This is a genomic window from Mesorhizobium sp. AA22, assembly GCF_001672375.2.
Lineage (GTDB): Bacteria > Pseudomonadota > Alphaproteobacteria > Rhizobiales > Rhizobiaceae > Mesorhizobium > Mesorhizobium wenxiniae.
On record NZ_CP048406.1, the window covers coordinates 3,094,110 to 3,113,611 of the forward strand.

The following is a 19,502-nucleotide window of genomic DNA, read 5'->3' on the forward strand; positions in this document are numbered from 1 at the left end:
AACTGCTCGGAGCTCATGCTCGCACGCCTGTTCGTGATCTTCGGTGGCTTTTTCGTGCTGGTGCTGTGTGCGGCGCTGGTGGTGCCGTATTTTATCGACTGGACGGGCTACCGTGCCGATTTCGAGCGCGAGGCAAGCGCCATTCTGGGCCGCAAGGTAACCGTTCAGGGCGATGCGACGGCGAAATTGCTGCCGTTTCCGTCGGTGACCTTCTCGAACGTCACTGTTGCCGGCGGCCCCGGCGGCCAGCCGGCAATGACCGTCGAGACCTTTTCGATGGATGCGGAACTGGCGCCCTTCCTGAGCGGGGAAGTGCTGATCTTCGACATGCGGCTGGTGCGGCCGAAGGCGACGATCGACATTGCCGCCGACGGCACGGTCGACTGGGCGATACGCCCGTCGTCGCCCTTCGATCCCAGCCAGATCTCGATCGAGAAGCTGACGGTGACGGACGGAGAGATCGCACTGCGCCATGCCGCCGGCGGGCGCAGCCATCTCCTTTCCGAGATCAATTCGACGATCTCTGCCAAATCGCTGGCCGGATCTTGGCGGATGGATGGTTCGCTGCGGCTCGACGGTCTGCGCAGCATGGTCGTCGCCTCCACCAGCAAGGCCGGTAGCGACGGGCAGATGCGGCTCAGGCTCAAGGCCGATCCGGACGCCTATCCGCTGGTCATCGAAGCCGACGGCAATGCCGGCATCGTCAACGGCGCGGCCATCTATTCGGGCCAGTTCAAGGTCGCAAGGTCCGACAAGAATGGTGCCGACAAGAGTTCGGCGCAGCTTCAAGGCACCGACGGTGAGATGATGAAGGCCAGCGCAGGCAAGCCGGAGCCGGGGTTCAGGCTGAACGGCAAGTTTTCGCTCGACCACCAGAAACTTGGGGTCGACGAATTCCGCTTCGAGACCGGGCCGCTCGACAACCCATACACCGCCGACGGCAAGGCTGCCGTCGAGCTTGGGCCGAACCCAAGCTTTTCGATCGAGGCCGATGGCGCTCAGGTACAGTTCGATGAAGCCGTCGGCGCCGCGGCCGGCGCCGGGCTGACGCTGTCGGCGCGTGTCGCGGCGCTGGAGCAGGCTCTGCTCGAGCTGCCCAAGCCGACCATACCGGGCACCGTCGAGGTGAAGCTGCCGGCGGTGGTGGCCGGCGACACGACGGTTCGCGACGTACGCCTTTCCGCTGAGCCGGCCGATGCTGGCTGGTCAGTGAAGTCGCTGGCCGCGACACTGCCCGGCCGTGCCAGGCTGGAAGCAAATGGCATGCTCAGCGTCGAGGATCACTTCGGCTTCACCGGTTCGCTGCTTCTGGCGGTGGCGCAGCCTTCCGGCTTTGCCGCCTGGCTGTCGAGGGATGTCGACGAAGCGATCCGCCGACTGCCGGCCGCCGGCTTCAAGGCCAAGGTCGACCTGACCGGAAAGCGCCAGGCCTTCACCGACCTCGAACTCGTTCTCGGCAAGGCGAAATTTTCCGGTCGCATCGATTCCAGCCAGCCCGACGAGGCCAGGCCGTCCGTGCTGATGCGGCTCGAAGGTGGCGAACTCGATGTCGACGGCCTCGCCGCCTTCGCCTCGATCTTCATCAGCGACAAGGGGGCCAACCGTTTTTCCGACCGCGACCTCGATTTCCAGATCAAGGCCGGACCGGTCAGTGCCGGCGGGCTGACCGCCGATACGGTCGATACGGCGCTTAGGCTGCGCGAGGGTCTGCTCGAAATCGACCGGCTCTCGGTTGGCGGGCTCGCCGGCGCCTCGATCAGCGCCACCGGCCGGATCAAGGATTTCCCGGTGAGCCCGACCGGCAAGCTCGATGCCTCCTTAGTCGCCGTCGACCTCAAGCCGTTGGTCGATGTCGCGGCGCAGCACTATCCTGATAATGCCGTGCTGAAGGGGTTGGCGGGGCGTGCGGCGGCCTATCCCGAGCTGTTCCAGGATGCGCGCGTCGATCTGGTGACGAGTGCCGCCGCCAACGGCGATGGCACGACAGGCCTGGCAGTCAGCGCGCAAGGCAAGGCTGGCGGTTCGGCGTTTTCGGCGTCGCTGTCCGGCAAAGGGGTGGCCGACCGGCTTCTCGAGGCGCCGGTGTCGCTAACCTTCAACGCCAGGAATACCGACGCCACCGCACTTCTGGCGCTTTACGGCCTGCCGGCGTTGCCACTCGGCATGCTTGGCGAGGCGACCACCGATGTCTCGGCAAAAGGCACGCTTGGCGGCGGCATGGCGACGAGCTTCAACCTCATCGGCAACGACTTCAAGGCCGGTTTCGACGGGACGATCGCGGGCACGCCACAAGGTCCCACCGCCAAAGGCAAGGTCAGTCTGGAAGCCGCCGACATCGAGCCGTGGCTGATGACGACAGGCGTTGGCTTGCCGGGGATGGGGACAGGCATGTCGACGTGGCTTGCGGCCGACGCCGATTTCGGCAACGGCCTTCTGGTGCTGTCCATGCTCAGCGGCGCTATCAACGAGGCGGCGGTTTCCGGCGATGTCAATGTCGACGTCAAGGACGGGCTGCCGCATCTTGCCGGCGCGCTGGCACTCGATGAACTGGATCTCGATCCGATGGCGGTGGCACTGTTTGGCGATCAGGCCTTCCTGGGCGCCGGCGGGGCTTGGCCGACCGCCCCGTTCAGCCAGAAGTCCAGCCTGCCGTTCACCGCCGAGCTCGACCTGACCACGGCATCGCTGGCCGCCGGCCCGCTGGCCACGGCCTATGACGCAGCGCTTTCGCTGAAGCTCGATCAGGAAGGCATCCGCGTGTCGGACCTCAAGGCAAAGTTCGCCGGCGGTGCGCTTTCCGGGCTGTTCGAGCTGAAGAACAATGACGGCACCGGGCTTTTCTCCGGCCAGATGAAACTTGCCGGCGCCGATCTGGCCACCGTGCTGCCACAGGCCGGCATCAGCGGAAGCGGCGATTTCTCGGCGGCGCTCTCGACCAGCGGCAAATCGGTCGATGCGATGGTTGCGGCGCTGTCCGGTTCCGGCACGGCGGCGCTGAAGGGCTTGACCATTGCCGGTGTCAATCCCGACGCCTTTGGCGCCTTCATCGCCAAGGCCGACGCGATCGGGCGCGATATCGATGCGGCAAAGACTGCCCGCTTCGCGCCGCAGATCGCCGCGGACGGCAGTTTTCCGGCCGGGGATATCGACGTCGCCTTCACAATCGCCGGTGGCACGCTGAGGGCACCGCCGGTCAATCTTGAAAATCCGGCGGCGAAGCTGTCCGCCGACATCACGGCGGACCTGAACGCCAGCACGGTCGCCGCCAGCGGTTCGATCACTTATCGGCCCGGCGACGAGGCGCTGGTCGGCTCCGATCCGACTGTGAATTTCAGCGTCGACGGGCCGTTCGGCGCCGCGAAGCGGCAATTCGACAGTGAGCCGCTGGCGCAGTTCCTGACCCAGCGCGCGCTGGAAAAGGAACAGCAGCGGGTCGAGGCCATGCAGGCGGCACTGCTTGAAAAACAGCGGCTGCGGCGCGAGGTGCGTTACTACGCGGCCCTGCAAGCCGAGCGTGAGAGGGCAGCCGAAGAATTGCGCAAACAGCAGGAGGCGGCGCGGCTGCAAGCCGAGGCAGATGCCAGGGCAAAGGCTGAAGCCGCGGCAAAGGCTCAAGCCGAAGCGGAGGCGAAGGCCAAAGCGGATGCGCAGGCGCGGGCTGAAGCCGAGGCTAAAGCCCAGGCCGAGGCGCAGGCCAGGGCTGAAGCGGAGGCCAGAGCCAAAGCGGATGCGCAGGCGCGGGCTGAAGCCGAGGCTAAAGCCAAGGCCGAGGCGCAGGCCAGGGCTGAAGCGGAGGCCAGAGCCAAGGCGGATGCACAGGCGAAGGCTGAAGCGGAGGTCAAAGCCAAGGCGGATGCTGAGGCCAAGGCTAAGGCGGATGCCGAAACGAGAGCCAGGGCGGCGCAAAAAGCGGCGGACGAGGCGGCGGGGGCCGAAGAACAGCAACGCGGGAAGATGGAAGAGGCGATGCGGATCGCTGCGGAAGAAAAGGCAAAGCTCGACGCAGAGCGCAGGGCCGCCGCTGAGCAGGCGCAGAAAATCGAGCGCGTGCCTCAGCCACCGGCCAATGACAACCCGCCGCCAGCAGAATCCGCGCCAAAACCCACGCTTGAACCTTCGTCGATCGATAATCTGCTGAAGTCGCTGGGCGGCGGATAGCTCGACCTAGACTGGTTTCATCTTTCGCTTCGCCCAATCCAAGACGTAGAGCCTGAGCGCCGAGGACAGGTTGGCATCGCGCGGCCGGGCCTCGTCGATTTCGGCGACGAGGGCGGCGAGCGTCAGTTTGCGCGCGACCGCGATGGCGACGAGGTCGTCGAAAAACGGCTTTTCGAGCGAATAGCTGGTGCGATGGCCGCGAATGGTCACCGAGCGTTTCTCGACCGGGCTCACCGGACGTGACTCATTTCACTTCAAGCATCGGATTTATCCGAAAACCGCGGCGCACTTTTCGGTCCGATACCCGGGGAATCCGGATCGCCCGAGGCTTCGCGGCGATGGCCGGCGACAAACTTTTCTGCCTTGTCGGCGATCAGACGGTCACGCTCCCGGTCGGCCTTGGAACGGCCGTGCAGCGTCCGGTTCTGTTCGGCCAGGCGCCCCTTCTCGGCTCGTGCCTTCTGCTTGCGGGCCTGGCGGAGATTGACGATGTCGGCCATGTCGCGCGGCCCGTCGGATCACTTCTTGCGGAAGGCGTCGAGCGACACCACTTCGGCGCCTTTTGCGGCATCGGCCGCGGCAGGCTTCTTTTCAGCCTCTGCGGTCTTCTTCTTCTCAGGCTTTTTCTCGGCGACGACGGCCAGCGGTTCGGAAGCGGGCTGGCCGCCCAATTCCTCTTCTGCCGAGGTCTCCGTCCTCACGTCGAACTCGAGCTCGAAATTGACGGACGGGTCGTAAAAGCCGCGCACGGCCGAGAACGGGATTTCCAGCTTTTCCGGCACGTCGGAGAAAGACAGCCCGACTTCGAAGCCGGTGTCGGTCACTTTCAGGTCCCAATACTGGAACTGGATGACGATGGTCATCTGTTCGGGATAGCGCTCGCGCAAGCGGGAAGATACGCGCACGCCCGGGGCGCCGGTCAGGAAAGTGATGAAGAAATGATGGTTGCCGGGAAGGCCGGTACGCGCGACCTCGGCCAGGACCTTGCGCATGACGCCGCGCAATGCCTCCTGGGCCAGAATGTCGTAGCGGATGTGGTCGTCGGCCATGTGGCTGTCGGGTTCCGTTGAATCGTCCGCATAGCTGTAATCAAGCTTGAGCGCGGCGTAAACCGGATATAGACGCCGGCAGCGCAGATGCGAGAGGGCATGCCTCAGATTTGATCGCTCAGGCGCCAGCGAGCGCGCTGTGCTTTTGCGCGTCGGCCGCCGGCTGCCGCTTGCCAAAGGCGCGCAGGAAGGTGCGCACGCCATGTGTCGCCGATTGCAGCACCTCGTCATCGGTCGGCGTGCCGCCGAGCATGAAGGTGGTCTGCAATTCGGCATTGGCAAGGGCGAGAAACTGGCGCGCCGCGACATCGGGGTCCTCGATGTCGAGGAAACCGGCATGGGCGAGGCGGGCGAAACGGGCGGCGATCGCCGGCCATGTCCTGCCCGGCCCCTGTTCGCGCCATTCGGCAAAGAGCTCGGGATAGCGCTCGCCCTCGGTCTGGATCAGCTTGCGCAGGAATTTTCCGTCGCGGTTGCAGATACAGTTGCGGTTCATGCGCACAGCAAAAGCGATCAGATCGGCCTCGAGATCCTTCGGCTGGTCCGGAAAGGTGGAAATGGTGGCGAAGATGCCGGCATTGCAGCGCTCGGTGAGGTCGCGGACGATGGCGACGAAGAGTTTCTCCTTGTCGCCGTGGTGGTTGTAGATCGTCTGGCGCGAAACGCCGGCCTCGGCGGCAATCATGTCGATATTGGCGCCGGCGAAGCTTTCGCGGCAGAACACCTCGCCGGCAGCGTCCATGATGGAGGCGCGCTTGGCCTCATGACCGCGTGGCGGGATGCTGTCAGGAGAAACGTCGTGCTTCATGAAAAACTATATAGAGGTGATTGACGGATTAGACAAGAGTGTCTAAATTTATGGACTTAGCTAAAAGGAATATCCCTCCGCAGGAATTCGGAATTTCACGGCATGGAACGTCCTAGGATTATGGGCCGGTCGGCGGCCAATCAGATTTGAAAGAAGCCTGCTATCATGAGTCCCCGATTCCTCCGCATCGCGATCGTGCTCGGCCTGTTGACCGCCATCGGTCCGTTTGCCATCGACATGTATCTTCCGGCGCTGCCTTCGATCGGCGCGGATCTGCAGGCCAGCACTGCTGCCGTGCAGATGAGTTTGCTGATATTCTTCCTGTCCATGGGGTTTGGCCAGATCGTGGTCGGACCGATCTCCGACATGGTCGGGCGCAAGCTGCCGCTCTATGGCGGCCTCGCACTTTTCATGGTCGGCGGCATCGGCTCGGCGCTCGCTCCCTCGATCGAATGGCTGATCGCCTTCCGTTTCCTGCAAGGGCTCGGCGCCAGCGCAGGCATGGCGGTGCCGCGCGCCATCGTGCGTGACCTGCACACCGGCACCGACGCTGCCAAGCTGATGTCGCTCTTGATGCTGGTGTTTTCGGTGTCGCCGATCTTGGCGCCGCTGACCGGTAGCGTGATCATCGAGAATTTCGGCTGGCGTGCCGTGTTCTGGACGGTAACGGGTGGGGCGGTGCTCGCCACCGTCCTGCTGGCGACCTCGCTCAAGGAGACGCGGCCGGTCGACGCGCGTGCAGGCAGTTCGTTCGGCACCGCGCTCTCGGCCTATCGCTTCCTGATGGGCGACCGCAACTTCCTTGGCCTGGCGTCTATCGGCGGCTTCGGGATCGCGAGCTTCTTCGTCTATCTATCGAGCTCCTCCTTCATCCTGATCGACCATTACGGGCTGTCGCCGACGGTCTACAGCGTGTTCTTCTCGATCAACGCGGTCGCCTTCATCGGCATGTCGCAGTTAACGGGGGTGCTGTCCGAACGGTTCGGGCTAAGGCCCGTGGTGCGGGTCGCGGTGGTCGGCTATGCGACGACGATGGTGGTGCTGTTCGCGGTGATGGCGTCCGGCGTCGACCGGCTCGACGTGATGGCGGTGCTGCTGTTCGTCGGCTACGGGTTCCTCGGCCTGGTGATCCCGACGACTTCGGTGCTGGCCATGGAGGAGCATGGCGCGATCGCCGGCACGGCCTCGGCGCTGATGGGCACGCTACACTTCGCGATCGGTGCGGTCGCCATGGGCATCGCCGGCGTGTTCTTCGACGGCACGCCGCTGCCGATGGTGGCCGGCATCACGCTTTGCGCGGTGATCTCGTTCGTGCTGGCCAAGGTCACGCTTGGCCGTGGGCGGGAGGTTGTCGAAGCGCCGGCAGAGTAGAGGCTTTCCGGCGAGAGCATGAAAAGGCCGGGTCATTCCCGGCCTTTTTCACGTCTGGGCTCAAGCTGCAAGCCCGCCTCGACCAAGATAATCGCAGTCGCGCCTCGACCGGCACCAAGGGCAACGGGACCAGGTCATAGCCCAATTCGGTGTAGATGCTGGCCAGCGCGTGATAGGTGCGTTCGGCTTCGTCGCTCGCAATCCTGCCAAAGAATCTCGCGCCATGGCGGGGCGATGAAGACATGACTGACGTAGCGGAAGTGTTGGGCGGCATTCCTGATGTGGTCGGGCACCGGCAGGCCAGTGAGGTGCAGATAACCAAGAGTGTCCGGCGCAGCTCCCAGGCAGCAAGACAGCGTCGCGAAGGGGCATAGCGCAAGAAGCGCGGCCAGCAAGCCTGCTGCCGTTATCGTATCGAAGAGGTGGAATCGAAGGGGAGAAGTGGAGGTTTCTGTTGCCAGGTACCTCCGAACCCCGCCTAGAAGTGCGAACCACTAGGGCTTGAATTGAAGCTATCGCACCGCTTACGCGGCGAGACGTGCTTCCGCATAGTTGTCGTTGGCAACTATAAGTTTAGCCCGATAACGGTGGTACAATGCCGGGCAAAAGTACGATCTTTACACCTTCGTCGATCCTATTTCGCCCCCAGCAAAAGCCGCTCCTCGATAACAGCGGTTTTTGGTGGAGGCGCCGGGTACCGCCCCCGGGTCCGAACGGCTTATTTCATCGCCTGTTTATCGCCATAGTCGGTCGAGCCGACCAAACAGATATAGGGACCGATCGTGGAAAATGAAAGGCCTCAATTGAGGCTTTGTCGCTGTGTCAAACAGCCCTCGCGAAGGCTTGACTTGTCAACCGTCTCAACCCAAGATTGCGGCGGTGAGGAGTTACCGACTTAGCGCACATTTTGCGGCAGCGCGCCACCACCCTCATCGACCGGATCCCGTGGCGCTGACGAGGGGAATTTTGATGGCCGATTATCTTGCAGACGTGAAGAAGTACGACGCCGCGGCAGAGGCCGACGCGGTCGCCAAGATCGTGAAGCATTTGGGCATTGCGCTCAGGAATCGGGATTCCTCGCTGGTGTCCTGCACGGATCCCAAGGAATTCGATCGCGTCAAGGCCAACTGGGTTGCCAAAAAGCTCGGCATAGCCGACGGCAGCAAGGCGGACGCGGCCATCGAAAAGACTTGCAAGGCGATGGAGGCCGACAACACCAAGAGCCGCGTGACCTTCTATTACCTGGTCGCCAAGGATCTGGGTAAGCTCGCCAGCCTCTGAACAATCATTCTGCATCGGCGGATGCTGGTGCGATTCCCGCGCCAGCCCAAAGCATGGCCGCGAGCGTCTTGTCTGAAGATTCTGCGCTTTGATATGTTCGGCCAGCAGCCAGTCGGTTATGATGGCCGGTAACCCGAATCGAGTCCCCGAATCGAGCCGAAGCCGATGCGCCAGTACCTCGACCTCTTGAAGCACGTGCTGGAAAACGGCGCCGATCGCGGCGACCGCACCGGCACCGGAACGCGCTCGGTGTTCGGCTACCAGATGCGCTTCGATCTTGCGCGCGGCTTTCCGGTCACCACCACCAAGAAGCTTCACCTGAAGTCGATCGTGCATGAACTTCTGTGGTTTCTGGCCGGCGACACCAACATCAAATACCTCAACGACCACGGCGTCTCGATCTGGGACGAATGGGCCGATGAGAATGGCAACCTCGGCCCGGTCTATGGCAAGCAATGGCGCTCCTGGCCGGACGGCCATGGTGGCGCCCTCGACCAGATTGCGAATCTCTTGAAGGAGATACGCAAGAATCCAAATTCCCGAAGGCTGATCGTTTCGGCGTGGAACCCGGCCGAAGTGGAAGCCATGGCGCTGCCACCCTGTCATTGCCTGTTCCAGTTCTATGTCTCGGAAGGCAGGCTTTCCTGCCAGCTCTATCAGCGTTCCGCCGATATCTTTCTCGGCGTGCCGTTCAACATCGCTTCCTATGCGCTGCTCACCTTGATGGTGGCGCAGGTGACGGGGCTGAAGCCCGGCGATTTCGTCCACACGCTGGGCGACGCGCATCTTTACGCGAACCATTTCGAGCAAGCGCGCGAACAGTTGCGGCGCACGCCCAAGGCGCTGCCGACGCTGTGGATCAATCCGGAGGTGAAGGACCTCTTTGCCTTCCGCTTCGAGGATTTCCGGCTGGAAAACTACCTCGCCGATGCGGTGATCAAGGCGCCCATCGCGGTGTGAGCCGCAAACATCGGGCTTTTACCTACGTTGTTTCGAAATTGTTCGGCTGTAGCGCTGTGCCGTCCGCCCGCGATGCCGACCACGACATCAGATGCTTTGACCTGCCTCGTCGGCCCTGCGATGTCGCGCTGTATCCACCGCTATTTATCGCGGCGGTGGCAGCACCATGCAAGGCCATTGGCTGGGCCATTGTTCGGGCTAAGTCTGGCAAAAGCCCTTTCCTTGTTATATTCACATGGATATATCGATTGGCAGGCTCGCGACGATCGGATTTTTCAAGCCCCAGGAGAGTTCATGCTGGTGCGCAACGGTTTCGGATTGAAGGCGGCTGCCATTGGCGGCCTGACAGCGATGTTGATCGCCGCCATGCCGGTTGCCCATGCGGATGACAGACTGATCGTCTTCGCCGCGGCAAGCATGAAGAACGCCCTGGACGCCGTGAACACCGCCTGCGAGGCCGATGTCGGCGAGGTGGCAACCATTTCATATGCGGCAAGCTCCGCCTTGGCCAAGCAGATCGAGGGCGGCGCGCCAGCCGATGTCTTCATCTCAGCCGACCTCGACTGGATGAAATATCTGTCCGACAAAAAGCTGACCAAGCCGGATACCGAAGTGAAGTTGCTCGGCAACCAGATCGTGCTGGTGGCGCCGAAGGATTCGTCGGTCGAAACCAGGATCGAAAAGGGTTTTGATCTTGCCGGGCTGATCGGTGACGGCAGGCTTGCCATGGGCGATTTCAAAGCGGTGCCGGCCGGCAAATATGGCAAGGCCGCACTTGAATCGCTCGGCGTCTGGTCCTCGATCGAAGGCAAGGTGGCACAGGCCGAGAATGTGCGCGCAGCGCTCAAGCTGGTCTCGACCGGCGAAGCAGCACTCGGCATCGTCTACGCCACCGACGCGCACGCCGAGCCCGGCGTCAAGGTGATCGGCACCCTCCCGGAGGATTCGCACCCGCCGATCGTCTACCCGGTTGCCCAGATGGCGGATTCGACGGACAAGGATGCGCCGGCGTTTTTGGAATGCCTGCAATCCGCCAAGACAGGCGAGATCTTCAAGGCGCAAGGTTTTACGGTCCTTACGCCGAGCAACTGAGGCACGCCAAAAAGATGAACTGGCTGCTGGATCTCACTCCCGACGAATGGAATGCGGTCCGGCTGTCGATCAAGGTGGCGACAGTGGCGATGATCGCCAGCCTGCCGCCCGGCATATTGATCGCGCTTGTGCTCGCCCGTGGACAATTCTGGGGCAAGACGCTGCTCAACGGGCTGGTGCATCTGCCGTTGATCCTGCCGCCGGTGGTTGTCGGCTATCTGCTGCTGCTCTCCTTCGGCAGGCGCGGCCCGGCCGGGGCGTTTCTGGCCGAGCATTTCGGCATCGTTTTTTCCTTTCGCTGGACAGGTGCCGCACTGGCCTGCGCCGTCATGGGCTTTCCCTTGATGGTGCGGGCGATCCGGCTGTCGATCGAGGCGGTCGACCGCAGAATCGAGGCGGCGGCCGGAACGCTTGGCGCCAATCCGCTGTGGGTGTTCGGGACGATCACGCTGCCGCTGATCCTGCCCGGCCTGATCACCGGCGCGATCCTGTCTTTCGCCAAGGCGATGGGCGAATTCGGCGCAACGATCACCTTCGTTTCCAATATCCCAAACGAGACGCAGACACTGCCGTCGGCGATCTACACGTTCACGCAGGTGCCGGGCGGCGATGCCGGCGCGCTCAGGCTGACGCTGATCTCGATCGTCATTTCGATGGCAGCACTTGTCGCGTCGGAGGTTCTGGCGCGGCGCGTCGGCAAGCGGATGGATATCGAATGACGGTCGCGCTCGATATCACCCATCGGCTTGGCGATTTGGGGCTCGACGTCCGCTTCGGAAGCGCCGGGCGGCTGACCGCGCTGTTCGGGCCCTCGGGCTCCGGTAAGACGACGCTGATCAACATGATTGCCGGATTAATCCGGCCCGAGAAGGGGCGGATCGAGGCCGACGGCCGCGTGCTGGTCGAAACGGAAGCGGGCCTGTTCGTGCCGAAGCACAAGCGCCGCATCGGCATGGTGTTCCAGGATGCGCGGCTGTTTCCGCATATGAGCGTGGCCAGCAATCTGCGTTACGGCCGCTGGTTCACGCCGGCGGCGGAACGCTATGCGGACATGAATGCCGTTGTCGACCTGCTCGGCATCGGTCCTTTGCTCGACCGGCGGCCGGCGAAGCTTTCCGGCGGCGAGAAACAGCGCGTGGCAATCGGCCGGGCGCTGCTCGCTAGTCCAAGGCTGTTGCTGATGGACGAGCCGCTGGCTTCGCTCGACGACGCCCGGAAGGCAGAAATCCTGCCTTACATCGAGCGGCTGCGCGACGAGACGAAAATCCCGATCGTCTATGTCAGCCATTCGATCTCGGAAGTGGCGCGGCTGGCAAGCGACGTCGTTGTGCTGGCGCAAGGCAAAGTCGCCGCTTGCGGCCCGACCGGTGCGATCATGCAGCGGCTCGACCTGTTGCCGGCAGAAGAGCGCGGCGAGGGCGGCGCGATGCTGGATACTGCGGTGCTGCGCCACGACGAAGTCTTTGGCATGACGGTGCTTGGCTCGGCGGCGGGCGACATCCGCGTGCCGCTTCTGGCAGTGCCGGTCGGTGCGCCGGTGCGCATCCGCATCCGTGCCCGCGATGTGATGATCGCCATCGAACAGCCGACGGGTCTCAGCGCGCTCAACATTCTGCCGGGCACGATCGTTGCGATAGAGCCGGGCGAGGGGCCCACGGTCGAGATCGGCATAGACTGCAATGGCGCAACCGTGCTTGCCCGGATCACCGAGCAATCGCGACAGACGCTGAAACTTCGGCTCGGTCGAAAAGCATACGCGGTGGTCAAGACGGTAAGCTTCGACCAGGCGAATACGAGCGCCGGCCTGCCTGTCGAGGCGGATGGATGACAGACGGATGATTGTCGCTATATCATTTTGAAATAGCGGTATCGCGGGAGAGCTGTTTAGGATGGATGTGGCGCGACTGCGGAGGAGCAAATGCCGTCGCTGAGCTTGCGGATAAACCTTGATCCAGAAGGGCGCATCGGGCCGGGCAAGATCGAGCTTCTCGAGCAGATCGCCGCCTTCGGATCGATCTCGGCGGCGGCGCGCGGCATGGAAATGTCCTACAAACACGCTTGGGATCTCGTCGAGGACATGAACAGGGTGTTCGGTAAGCCGTTGGTCGCGGCGCAGACCGGAGGGAAAAAGGGCGGCGGCGCCCAGTTGACGCCGGTGGGGCTTGCGGTTGTCAGCCGCTTTCGCGCCATCGAACGGGCTGCGGCTTCCGCGGCGGCGGCGCATATGGAGGCACTACAGGCGGAGATCGATGCCGGGTGAGGTCGATGATGGATTCTGTACCGGCCGAGCCTATTCCTCCGGCTCGCCGGGCTTGCGCAGCAGATAAGTGTCCATGATCCAGCCTTTTTTCCGGCGGGCCTCGTCGCGGGTCTTCACGATCTCGGCGCCGACGTCTCCAAGGCGGCCGGAAATGAGGATCTCGTCGGGCGTGCCGAGATAGGCGCCCCAGTGGATGAGGAGATCCTTGTCATCCAGCGAGTCGAAGGCGCATTTGCCGTCCAGCATGACGACGGTGCTGCCGGCATTGTCGGGCAAACCTTCTTCGGTAAGCCGGCGCCCGGTGGTGATCTGAACCGCGTCGCCGATGCGGTTCAGCGCCATCTTGTGGCTGGCGGCGAGCGCCTGGACGGCAGTGATGCCGGGGATCACCTCGAGCTCGAACCCGACATTGCCTCTCATGCGCACACGCTCCAGTATGCGCAGCGCACTGTCGTAGAGCGAGGGATCGCCCCAGATCAGGAAGGCGCCGCAGCCATCTTGCGAAAGCTCGTCGCGGATCAGGCTTTCATAGATCGCGGCGATCGCCTCGTGCCAGTCGTCGACGGTCGAGCGATAGGAGGGTGCTGGCTCGGCCCGCACCGGCACGTCGAATTCGACGCGACGTGAGTTTGGATTGGTGACGAATCGGTCGCAGATCTGGCGGCGCAGTTCTGCGAGGTCTTTCTTCTTCTCGCCCTTGTCGGGAATGAACAGTACGTCGGCGCGGTTCAAGCCGCCGATGGCCTGCACGGTCATGTGATCGGGATTGCCGGCGCCGATGCCGATGACGAGAAGCTTGCGCATGGACGAACTCCTGCCCGATCGGAACGTCGGTGTCCAGAGAGCCATGGCATGTGCGCAAGCGCGGAAGGGCTTTGAAACTCCACATTGAAACGGCTAGAGTCACCCCGGCATCTCGCCAAGGGAGCTTCCATGTTCCGTTATGTTCTGACCGCAGCGATGGCGCTCTCGGCCACGCCCGTATTCGCCAATGATTCGATTGCCGAATTGGGAACGGGCGGCCTGATCCTGTCGCGCAGCGACGCGGTGGCTATGGAGAGTGAGGATCTCTACATCTCCCCGGAAAAGGTGACGGTCGATTATGTCTTCCGAAACAACACCGATAAGGATGTCGACGCGATCGTTGCTTTTCCGATGCCTGACATCGAAGGCGATCCGAACGAGATGCCGGCGATCCCCGACGGGCAGAGCGACAATTTCCTCGGCTTCGAGGTGACGATCGACGGCGTGGCTGCAAAGCCGCAGCTCGAGCAGAAGGCATTTGCGCTCGGCATCGACATCAGCGCCGATTTGAAGGCGCAAAACGTGCCGCTCTACCCGTTCGGCGATGCGGCCAGGGCGGCTTTGGCAAAGCTGCCGCAGGCGGTTGCCGACGACTGGGTCGATCGCGGCATCATCATCGAGGACACCGCCGACGACGGTTCGGGCATGAAGACCGACTATGTGCCGTTCTGGCAATTGCGCTCGACCTACTGGTGGCGCTCGACCTTTCCAGCCAATAAGGCAGTCCACGTCGCCCACCGCTACAAACCGAGCGTCGGCGGCACGTCCTCGGTCAGCTTCTTCTACGATGGCCAGTTCCAAGGCCAATACGCCGCCTACAAGACCCGATACTGCATGGACGGCACGTTCGAGAACGCGATCCGCAAGGCAGCGAAGAACAATCCCGACGGCACTCCGAAATATTTCGAGAACCGTATCGCCTATATCCTGACCACGGGCGGTAACTGGGCGACGGGCGCCATCGGCAAGTTCAAGCTGACCGTCGACAAGGGCGATCCAAAGAACCTGGTCTCGTTCTGTGGCGAAAACGTCAGGAAAGTCGGGCCGACGCGTTTCGAGATGACGGCAGAAAATTTCTACCCTGAGCACGATATCGACATATTGCTGCTGGTGCCTTCGGACGATGGCGGGAGCGGCGGCTGATGGACGTCGCGATCTATGTCGCCATCGCCGAAAACGGCGTGATCGGGCGCGATGGTGGTTTGCCGTGGCGGCTTTCCAGCGATCTCAAGCGGTTCAAGGCCGACACGATGGGCAAACCTATCATCATGGGTCGCAAGACCTATGAAGGCATCGGCCGGCCTCTGCCGGGCAGGCTAAGTATCGTGGTGACCCGCGCCAAGGCCTGGCGCGCCGAGGGCGTCGAAATCGTGCATTCGCTCGACGAGGCGCTCAGCCTGGCGAAGGTGCGCGGGCGCTGCATGGCCGGCGCCGACGAAATCTGCATCATCGGCGGCGGCGAGATCTATACCCAGGCGCTGCCGCTGGCCGACCGCTTGCATGTCACCCATGTCCTTGCCGCGGTCGACGGCGACGTGCATTTCCCGCCGATCGACCCGGATTTGTGGCGCATTGTTCGATCGGAGAACGTTCCGGCCGGTGAAAAGGATAGTCATGCGACACGCTATTCGGTTTACGAGCGACGCCGCGACGTGCATTGAGAGACATTAAAGGGTCGCGACGGTCCAAAACGGACGGTGACGACCACCGATCGCGTTGAAAGCATGCCCTGGCATCCCTATAGAAGAACAACATTGGATTTGCGTCGTCAGGCCGGCGCGTGAGGGAGCGAAAGGACATTCATGCCCTGGAATGACAAAAGCGGCGGAGGCGGCGGCCCATGGGGCGGCGGCAACAATCCAGGACCCTGGGGGCAGGGACCAAAGGGGCCTAGCGGTCCGCAGGGCTCGCCTCCCGATCTCGAAGATATCATCCGGCGCGGCCAGGATAGGTTGCGGCGTGCTTTGCCGGGTGGCGGCGGCGCCAGCCCAGCCGTATTCGGGCTGATCGCGGCAGCGCTTGTGGTGCTGTGGGCATTCAAGGCGGTCTATACCGTGCAGCCCGACGAGGTTGCGGTCGAACTCAGATTCGGCGTGCCAAAGGCGGAGTTCTCGCAGCCAGGCCTGCATTTCCATTGGTGGCCCATCGAGACGGTCGAGACGGCCAACATCGCCGAACAACTCGTCAACATCGGCGGCGGCACGGCCACCGGCAACGGTTCAGGCCTGATGCTTTCTGGCGATCAGAACATCGTCAACGTCCAGTTCTCTGTGGCCTATCAGGTCTCCGATCCGAGGGCCTATCTGTTCGACGTATCCGATCCCGACGGCATGCTGCGGCAGGTCGCCGAAAGCGCCATGCGCGAAGCGGTCGGCCGGCGGCCGGCGCAGGACATCTTCCGCGACGATCGCGAGGGCATTGCGGCGTCCGTGCGCGAAATCATCCAGACGACGCTTGACGGCTATAGGGCCGGCCTGAACGTCAACGCGATCTCGATCGAGGATGCTGCGCCGCCGCGCGAAGTGGCCGACGCCTTCGACGAGGTGCAGCGCGCCGAACAGGACGAGGACAAGTTCGTCGAACAGGCCAACCAGTATTCCAACCAGAAGCTCGGCCAGGCACGCGGCGAGGCCGCACAGATCCGCGAGGAGGCGGCCGGCTACAAGAACCGGGTCGTGCAGGAGGCCGAAGGCGAGGCGCAGCGCTTCATCTCGGTCTATGACGAATACGCCAAGGCGCCGGATGTGACGCGCCAGCGGCTTTATCTGGAAACGATGGAGAGGGTTCTGAAGGATTCCAGCAAGGTCATTATCGAGCAAGGCAGCGGACCAGGGGTCGTTCCCTATCTGCCGCTGCCGGCATTGCAGCAGAAGGCGCCGGCGCCGGTCCTTGGAGGAACCCAGTGATGGCCAACCGTCTTCCCATCATCGCCGTCATCGCCGCGGTTATCCTGTTCCTGCTCTATTCGTCGGTCTTCGTTGTCAATGCGCGACAGCAGGCGCTGGTGCTCAGGTTCGGCGAAATCGTAGACGTCAAGAGCCAGCCGGGAATCTATTTCAAGGCGCCGTTCGCCTTCTTCGATGCCGACAGCGTGCAGTTGATCGAAAACAGGGTGCTGCGCTTCGACCTCGACAACATCCGCGTTCAGGTTTCAGGCGGCAAGTTCTATGAGGTCGACGCCTTCATCGCCTATCGGATCTCGGATCCGCGCGTGTTCCGCTCCGCGGTGTCCGGCCAGATCGAACTGGCCGAGGCACGGTTGAGAACGCGTCTCGACGCCGCCTTGCGTCGGGTTTACGGTTTGCGCGACTTCGAGGCGGCGCTCTCGGAAGAGCGAGCCGTGATGATGCGTGAAGTGCGCGACCAGCTGAGGCCCGACGCCACGTCGCTCGGCCTGCAAATCGAGGATGTCCGTATTCGCCGAACCGATTTGACGGCGGAAGTCTCGCAACAGACATATGACCGTATGAAGGCTGAGCGTCTGGCCGAAGCCGAGCGGCTGAGGGCGCGCGGCAACGAGGCGGCGCAGCGCATCAGGGCGCGCGCCGACCGCGAAGTGGTGGAGATCGTCGCCGAGGCACGGAGAGAGTCTGAAATCCTGCGCGGTGAAGGCGAAGCTCAACGCAGCGCCACCTTCGCGAATGCCTACCAGCGCGATCCGGCCTTCTTCGACTTTTACCGGTCGATGAATGCCTACGGCACGGCGCTGGACAATACCGGGACGACGATGGTGCTGTCGCCGAATTCGGAATTCTTCCGTTTCTTCCGCAACCCCGCCGGCGCGGCTGCGCCGGCAGCGTCGCCCGCAGCACCTGCTGCACCGGCAGCGCAGCCAGGCATCGGCCAGTAACGGCCGGTGCAGGATTTTCTGGCGGCAATAGGCTTGGTTCTCGTGGTAGAGGGCTTGGTCTATGGCGGCTTTCCCGGCCTCGCCAAGAAACTTGCCGGCGAAGTTCTGTCGATGCCGGAGAATGCGCTGCGGGTCGCCGGGCTGATTGCCATCGCCGTTGGCGTCGGCATCGTCTGGCTGGTGCGAGGTGGATGACGGTCTATGATTTCGGGATAACGGAGGTTTTATCCTCCGCCGATAGCCATAGCCGCAAACGTGCCGTATTTCTTGCCAACATGGTTCTACGCAGCGTTTTCGGCGAGCGCTTTTCTTCTCAGAGACACCGGGAGATTTCTCGATGACATCCAACAGGTTTTTGCGCGCGGCGAGGCGGACGTTCACCGCGGGTGCTGCAGCACTTCTTATCGGCGCCGCTACCGTCCCGTCGCTGGTGACGCCTGCGGCCGCCGCCGACGGCCCGGCTTCGGTCGCCGATCTCGCGCAGGGCCTGCTCGGCGCCGTGGTCAACATATCGACCTCGCAGAGGGTGAAGGGCACGGAGGGCCCGGGCGCGGTGCCGATGCCGCAGCTTCCGGAGGGCTCGCCCTTCCAGGATTTCTTCGACGATTTCTTCAAGAACCGTCCCGGCGAACAGGGCAACCCCTCGCAAAAGGTGCAGTCGCTGGGCTCCGGCTTCGTGGTCGACGCCGAGCAGGGTATCGTGGTGACGAATAATCACGTGATCGCCGATGCCGACGACATCGAGGTGAATTTCTCCGACGGCGTGACGCTGAAGGCGACGCTGGTCGGCACCGACACCAAGACCGACGTGGCGGTGCTGAAGGTCGATCCGAAAGGGCACAAACTGACGGCGGTGAAATTCGGCGATTCCAGCAAGATGCGTGTCGGGGACTGGGTGATGGCGATCGGCAATCCGTTCGGCCTCGGCGGCACCGTGACGGTTGGTATCGTCTCGGCCCGCAACCGCGACATCAATTCCGGTCCCTATGACGACTTCATCCAGACCGATGCCGCGATCAACCGAGGCAACTCCGGCGGACCGCTGTTCAACAGCGACGGCGAGGTGATCGGCATCAACACGGCGATCATCTCGCCGTCCGGCGGCTCGATCGGCATCGGCTTTTCCATTCCCTCGCAGCTTGCGTTGGGCGTCGTCGACCAACTCCGCCAGTTCGGCGAGACGCGGCGCGGCTGGCTCGGCGTGCGCATCCAGCCGGTGACGGACGACATTGCCGAAAGCCTCGGCATGGCCACCGCTAAGGGCGCCCTGGTCGCCGGCGTCATCAAGGGCGGGCCTGTCGACAACGGCACCATTCTGGCGGGCGACGTCATCATCAAGTTCGACGGCAGGGACGTCAATGAAATGCGCGACCTGCCGCGCGTCGTCGCGGAAAGCACGGTCGGCAAGGCTGTCGACGTGGTCATCGTGCGCAAGGGTGTCGAGCAGACCGTGAAGGTGACGCTCGGCCGGCTCGAAGATGGCGAAAAGCTTGCCAGCGGCGAGAATGGCACCGCCGGCAAGGATAATGGCGACGAGGCGCCCGCCGTTTCGACGGCTTCCGTGCTCGGCATGACCGTTGGCGAGCTCAACGACGAGACGCGGACGAAATTCGGCATCGCCGCCGAAGTCTCCGGCGTCGTCATCACCGAAGTCACCAAGGACTCGGCCGCTGCCGAACGTGGCATCCAGGCCGGCGAGGTGATCACCGAGATCGCTCAGGAATCGGTCGCCACGCCCAAGGATGTCATGGACCGGATTGCTGCGTTGAAGGAGCAGGGACGCAAGAACGCGCTGCTGATGCTGGCGTCGAAGACCGGCGAATTGCGGTTTGTGACGATCCGGATGGACTGAGTCCGGCCGGCTTTGCT

19 protein-coding genes and 1 other RNA gene are annotated in these 19,502 nt (G+C 63.1%); 14 read left to right on the forward strand and 6 right to left on the reverse strand.

Features of this window, described 5'->3' with window-relative positions; translation table 11 throughout:
• The first annotated feature begins 15 nt into the window (after positions 1 to 15).
• Positions 16 to 4,158, forward strand: coding sequence for an AsmA-like C-terminal region-containing protein (locus A9K68_RS14980; protein ID WP_065010282.1), 4,143 nt, complete (start codon positions 16 to 18; stop codon positions 4,156 to 4,158).
• Between the two features lie 6 nt (positions 4,159 to 4,164).
• On the opposite strand, the gene A9K68_RS14985 is transcribed toward A9K68_RS14980, so the two are convergent.
• The 4 genes from A9K68_RS14985 to A9K68_RS15000 form a co-directional block, all read right to left on the reverse strand.
• Entirely contained in the window at positions 4,165 to 4,392 is a 228-nt protein-coding gene (locus A9K68_RS14985; RefSeq protein WP_029351392.1) for a ribbon-helix-helix domain-containing protein, read from the reverse strand.
• 20 nt (positions 4,393 to 4,412) lie between these two features.
• Complete coding sequence (locus tag A9K68_RS14990; protein WP_065010281.1) at positions 4,413 to 4,658, reverse strand: DUF4169 family protein; 246 nt, start codon at positions 4,656 to 4,658, stop codon at positions 4,413 to 4,415.
• An 18-nt stretch (positions 4,659 to 4,676) separates the two neighbouring features.
• Positions 4,677 to 5,207 carry an SspB family protein gene (locus A9K68_RS14995; RefSeq protein ID WP_065010458.1) on the reverse strand — a complete coding sequence of 177 codons (531 nt, stop codon included), beginning with the start codon at positions 5,205 to 5,207 and terminating at the stop codon, positions 4,677 to 4,679.
• Positions 5,208 to 5,325: 118 nt separating this feature from the next.
• On the reverse strand, positions 5,326 to 6,015 hold the full coding sequence (locus A9K68_RS15000) for a TetR/AcrR family transcriptional regulator (protein WP_065010280.1): 690 nt from the start codon (positions 6,013 to 6,015) through the stop codon (positions 5,326 to 5,328).
• Between the two features lie 165 nt (positions 6,016 to 6,180).
• Here A9K68_RS15000 and A9K68_RS15005 point away from each other — a divergent pair, with 165 nt between their 5' ends.
• Entirely contained in the window at positions 6,181 to 7,386 is a 1,206-nt protein-coding gene (locus A9K68_RS15005; RefSeq protein ID WP_065010279.1) for a multidrug effflux MFS transporter, read from the forward strand.
• Between the two features lie 440 nt (positions 7,387 to 7,826).
• Here the strand turns inward: A9K68_RS15005 and ssrA are convergent.
• Positions 7,827 to 8,185: a transfer-messenger RNA gene (gene ssrA / locus A9K68_RS15010) on the reverse strand.
• 170 nt (positions 8,186 to 8,355) lie between these two features.
• On the opposite strand from ssrA, the gene A9K68_RS15015 reads away from it, so the two are divergent.
• The 6 genes from A9K68_RS15015 to A9K68_RS15040 all read left to right on the forward strand — a co-directional run bounded on the left by A9K68_RS15015 (position 8,356) and on the right by A9K68_RS15040 (position 12,979).
• Positions 8,356 to 8,667 (forward strand): DUF2853 family protein, encoded by a 312-nt coding sequence (locus A9K68_RS15015; RefSeq protein WP_065010278.1) that lies wholly within the window; start codon positions 8,356 to 8,358, stop codon positions 8,665 to 8,667.
• Positions 8,668 to 8,832: 165 nt separating this feature from the next.
• Complete coding sequence (locus A9K68_RS15020) at positions 8,833 to 9,627, forward strand: thymidylate synthase (RefSeq protein WP_065010277.1); 795 nt, start codon at positions 8,833 to 8,835, stop codon at positions 9,625 to 9,627.
• 297 nt (positions 9,628 to 9,924) lie between these two features.
• Complete coding sequence (gene modA / locus A9K68_RS15025) at positions 9,925 to 10,719, forward strand: molybdate ABC transporter substrate-binding protein (protein WP_065010457.1); 795 nt, start codon at positions 9,925 to 9,927, stop codon at positions 10,717 to 10,719.
• Positions 10,720 to 10,733: 14 nt separating this feature from the next.
• On the forward strand, positions 10,734 to 11,438 hold the full coding sequence (gene modB, locus A9K68_RS15030; protein WP_065010276.1) for a molybdate ABC transporter permease subunit: 705 nt from the start codon (positions 10,734 to 10,736) through the stop codon (positions 11,436 to 11,438).
• Positions 11,435 to 12,547, forward strand: a complete 1,113-nt coding sequence (gene modC, locus A9K68_RS15035; RefSeq protein WP_065010275.1) for a molybdenum ABC transporter ATP-binding protein — start codon at positions 11,435 to 11,437, stop codon at positions 12,545 to 12,547. The genes modB and modC overlap by 4 nt, the downstream gene beginning before the upstream one ends.
• Before the next feature lie 90 nt (positions 12,548 to 12,637).
• Entirely contained in the window at positions 12,638 to 12,979 is a 342-nt protein-coding gene (locus tag A9K68_RS15040) for a winged helix-turn-helix domain-containing protein (RefSeq protein ID WP_029351372.1), read from the forward strand.
• Positions 12,980 to 13,009: 30 nt separating this feature from the next.
• On the opposite strand, the gene cobF is transcribed toward A9K68_RS15040, so the two are convergent.
• Positions 13,010 to 13,783 (reverse strand): precorrin-6A synthase (deacetylating), encoded by a 774-nt coding sequence (gene cobF / locus A9K68_RS15045; protein WP_065010274.1) that lies wholly within the window; start codon positions 13,781 to 13,783, stop codon positions 13,010 to 13,012.
• 129 nt (positions 13,784 to 13,912) lie between these two features.
• Here cobF and A9K68_RS15050 point away from each other — a divergent pair, with 129 nt between their 5' ends.
• From A9K68_RS15050 to A9K68_RS15075, 6 genes are all read left to right on the forward strand, one after another.
• A complete protein-coding gene (locus tag A9K68_RS15050) occupies positions 13,913 to 14,926 on the forward strand; it encodes a DUF4424 domain-containing protein (protein ID WP_065010273.1) in 1,014 nt (337 codons plus the stop codon).
• Positions 14,926 to 15,444 carry a dihydrofolate reductase gene (locus A9K68_RS15055; RefSeq protein ID WP_065010272.1) on the forward strand — a complete coding sequence of 173 codons (519 nt, stop codon included), beginning with the start codon at positions 14,926 to 14,928 and terminating at the stop codon, positions 15,442 to 15,444. Before A9K68_RS15050 ends, A9K68_RS15055 begins: the two co-directional genes overlap by 1 nt.
• 141 nt (positions 15,445 to 15,585) lie before the next feature.
• Positions 15,586 to 16,689 carry an FtsH protease activity modulator HflK gene (hflK, locus tag A9K68_RS15060; RefSeq protein ID WP_065010271.1) on the forward strand — a complete coding sequence of 368 codons (1,104 nt, stop codon included), beginning with the start codon at positions 15,586 to 15,588 and terminating at the stop codon, positions 16,687 to 16,689.
• Entirely contained in the window at positions 16,689 to 17,633 is a 945-nt protein-coding gene (locus tag A9K68_RS15065; protein ID WP_029351364.1) for a protease modulator HflC, read from the forward strand. The genes hflK and A9K68_RS15065 overlap by 1 nt, the downstream gene beginning before the upstream one ends.
• A 6-nt stretch (positions 17,634 to 17,639) precedes the next feature.
• Positions 17,640 to 17,828 carry a DUF2065 domain-containing protein gene (locus A9K68_RS15070; protein WP_029351362.1) on the forward strand — a complete coding sequence of 63 codons (189 nt, stop codon included), beginning with the start codon at positions 17,640 to 17,642 and terminating at the stop codon, positions 17,826 to 17,828.
• A gap of 142 nt (positions 17,829 to 17,970) precedes the next feature.
• Positions 17,971 to 19,485 carry a DegQ family serine endoprotease gene (locus A9K68_RS15075; RefSeq protein ID WP_065010270.1) on the forward strand — a complete coding sequence of 505 codons (1,515 nt, stop codon included), beginning with the start codon at positions 17,971 to 17,973 and terminating at the stop codon, positions 19,483 to 19,485.
• Positions 19,486 to 19,502: the final 17 nt, after the last annotated feature.

Excerpts from the sequence above, each read along its gene's own strand:
- A9K68_RS14980 (WP_065010282.1), top strand. The coding sequence starts at position 16 with ATGCTCGCACGCCTGTTCGTGATCTTCGGTGGCTTTTTCGTGCTGGTG.
- A9K68_RS14990 (WP_065010281.1), bottom strand. The coding sequence starts at position 4,658 with ATGGCCGACATCGTCAATCTCCGCCAGGCCCGCAAGCAGAAGGCACGA.
- A9K68_RS14995 (WP_065010458.1), bottom strand. The coding sequence starts at position 5,207 with ATGGCCGACGACCACATCCGCTACGACATTCTGGCCCAGGAGGCATTG.
- A9K68_RS15000 (WP_065010280.1), bottom strand. The coding sequence starts at position 6,015 with ATGAAGCACGACGTTTCTCCTGACAGCATCCCGCCACGCGGTCATGAG.
- A9K68_RS15005 (WP_065010279.1), top strand. The coding sequence starts at position 6,181 with ATGAGTCCCCGATTCCTCCGCATCGCGATCGTGCTCGGCCTGTTGACC.
- A9K68_RS15015 (WP_065010278.1), top strand. The coding sequence starts at position 8,356 with ATGGCCGATTATCTTGCAGACGTGAAGAAGTACGACGCCGCGGCAGAG.
- A9K68_RS15020 (WP_065010277.1), top strand. The coding sequence starts at position 8,833 with ATGCGCCAGTACCTCGACCTCTTGAAGCACGTGCTGGAAAACGGCGCC.
- modB (WP_065010276.1), top strand. The coding sequence starts at position 10,734 with ATGAACTGGCTGCTGGATCTCACTCCCGACGAATGGAATGCGGTCCGG.
- modC (WP_065010275.1), top strand. The coding sequence starts at position 11,435 with ATGACGGTCGCGCTCGATATCACCCATCGGCTTGGCGATTTGGGGCTC.
- A9K68_RS15040 (WP_029351372.1), top strand. The coding sequence starts at position 12,638 with ATGCCGTCGCTGAGCTTGCGGATAAACCTTGATCCAGAAGGGCGCATC.
- cobF (WP_065010274.1), bottom strand. The coding sequence starts at position 13,783 with ATGCGCAAGCTTCTCGTCATCGGCATCGGCGCCGGCAATCCCGATCAC.
- A9K68_RS15050 (WP_065010273.1), top strand. The coding sequence starts at position 13,913 with ATGTTCCGTTATGTTCTGACCGCAGCGATGGCGCTCTCGGCCACGCCC.
- A9K68_RS15055 (WP_065010272.1), top strand. The coding sequence starts at position 14,926 with ATGGACGTCGCGATCTATGTCGCCATCGCCGAAAACGGCGTGATCGGG.
- hflK (WP_065010271.1), top strand. The coding sequence starts at position 15,586 with ATGCCCTGGAATGACAAAAGCGGCGGAGGCGGCGGCCCATGGGGCGGC.
- A9K68_RS15065 (WP_029351364.1), top strand. The coding sequence starts at position 16,689 with ATGGCCAACCGTCTTCCCATCATCGCCGTCATCGCCGCGGTTATCCTG.
- A9K68_RS15075 (WP_065010270.1), top strand. The coding sequence starts at position 17,971 with ATGACATCCAACAGGTTTTTGCGCGCGGCGAGGCGGACGTTCACCGCG.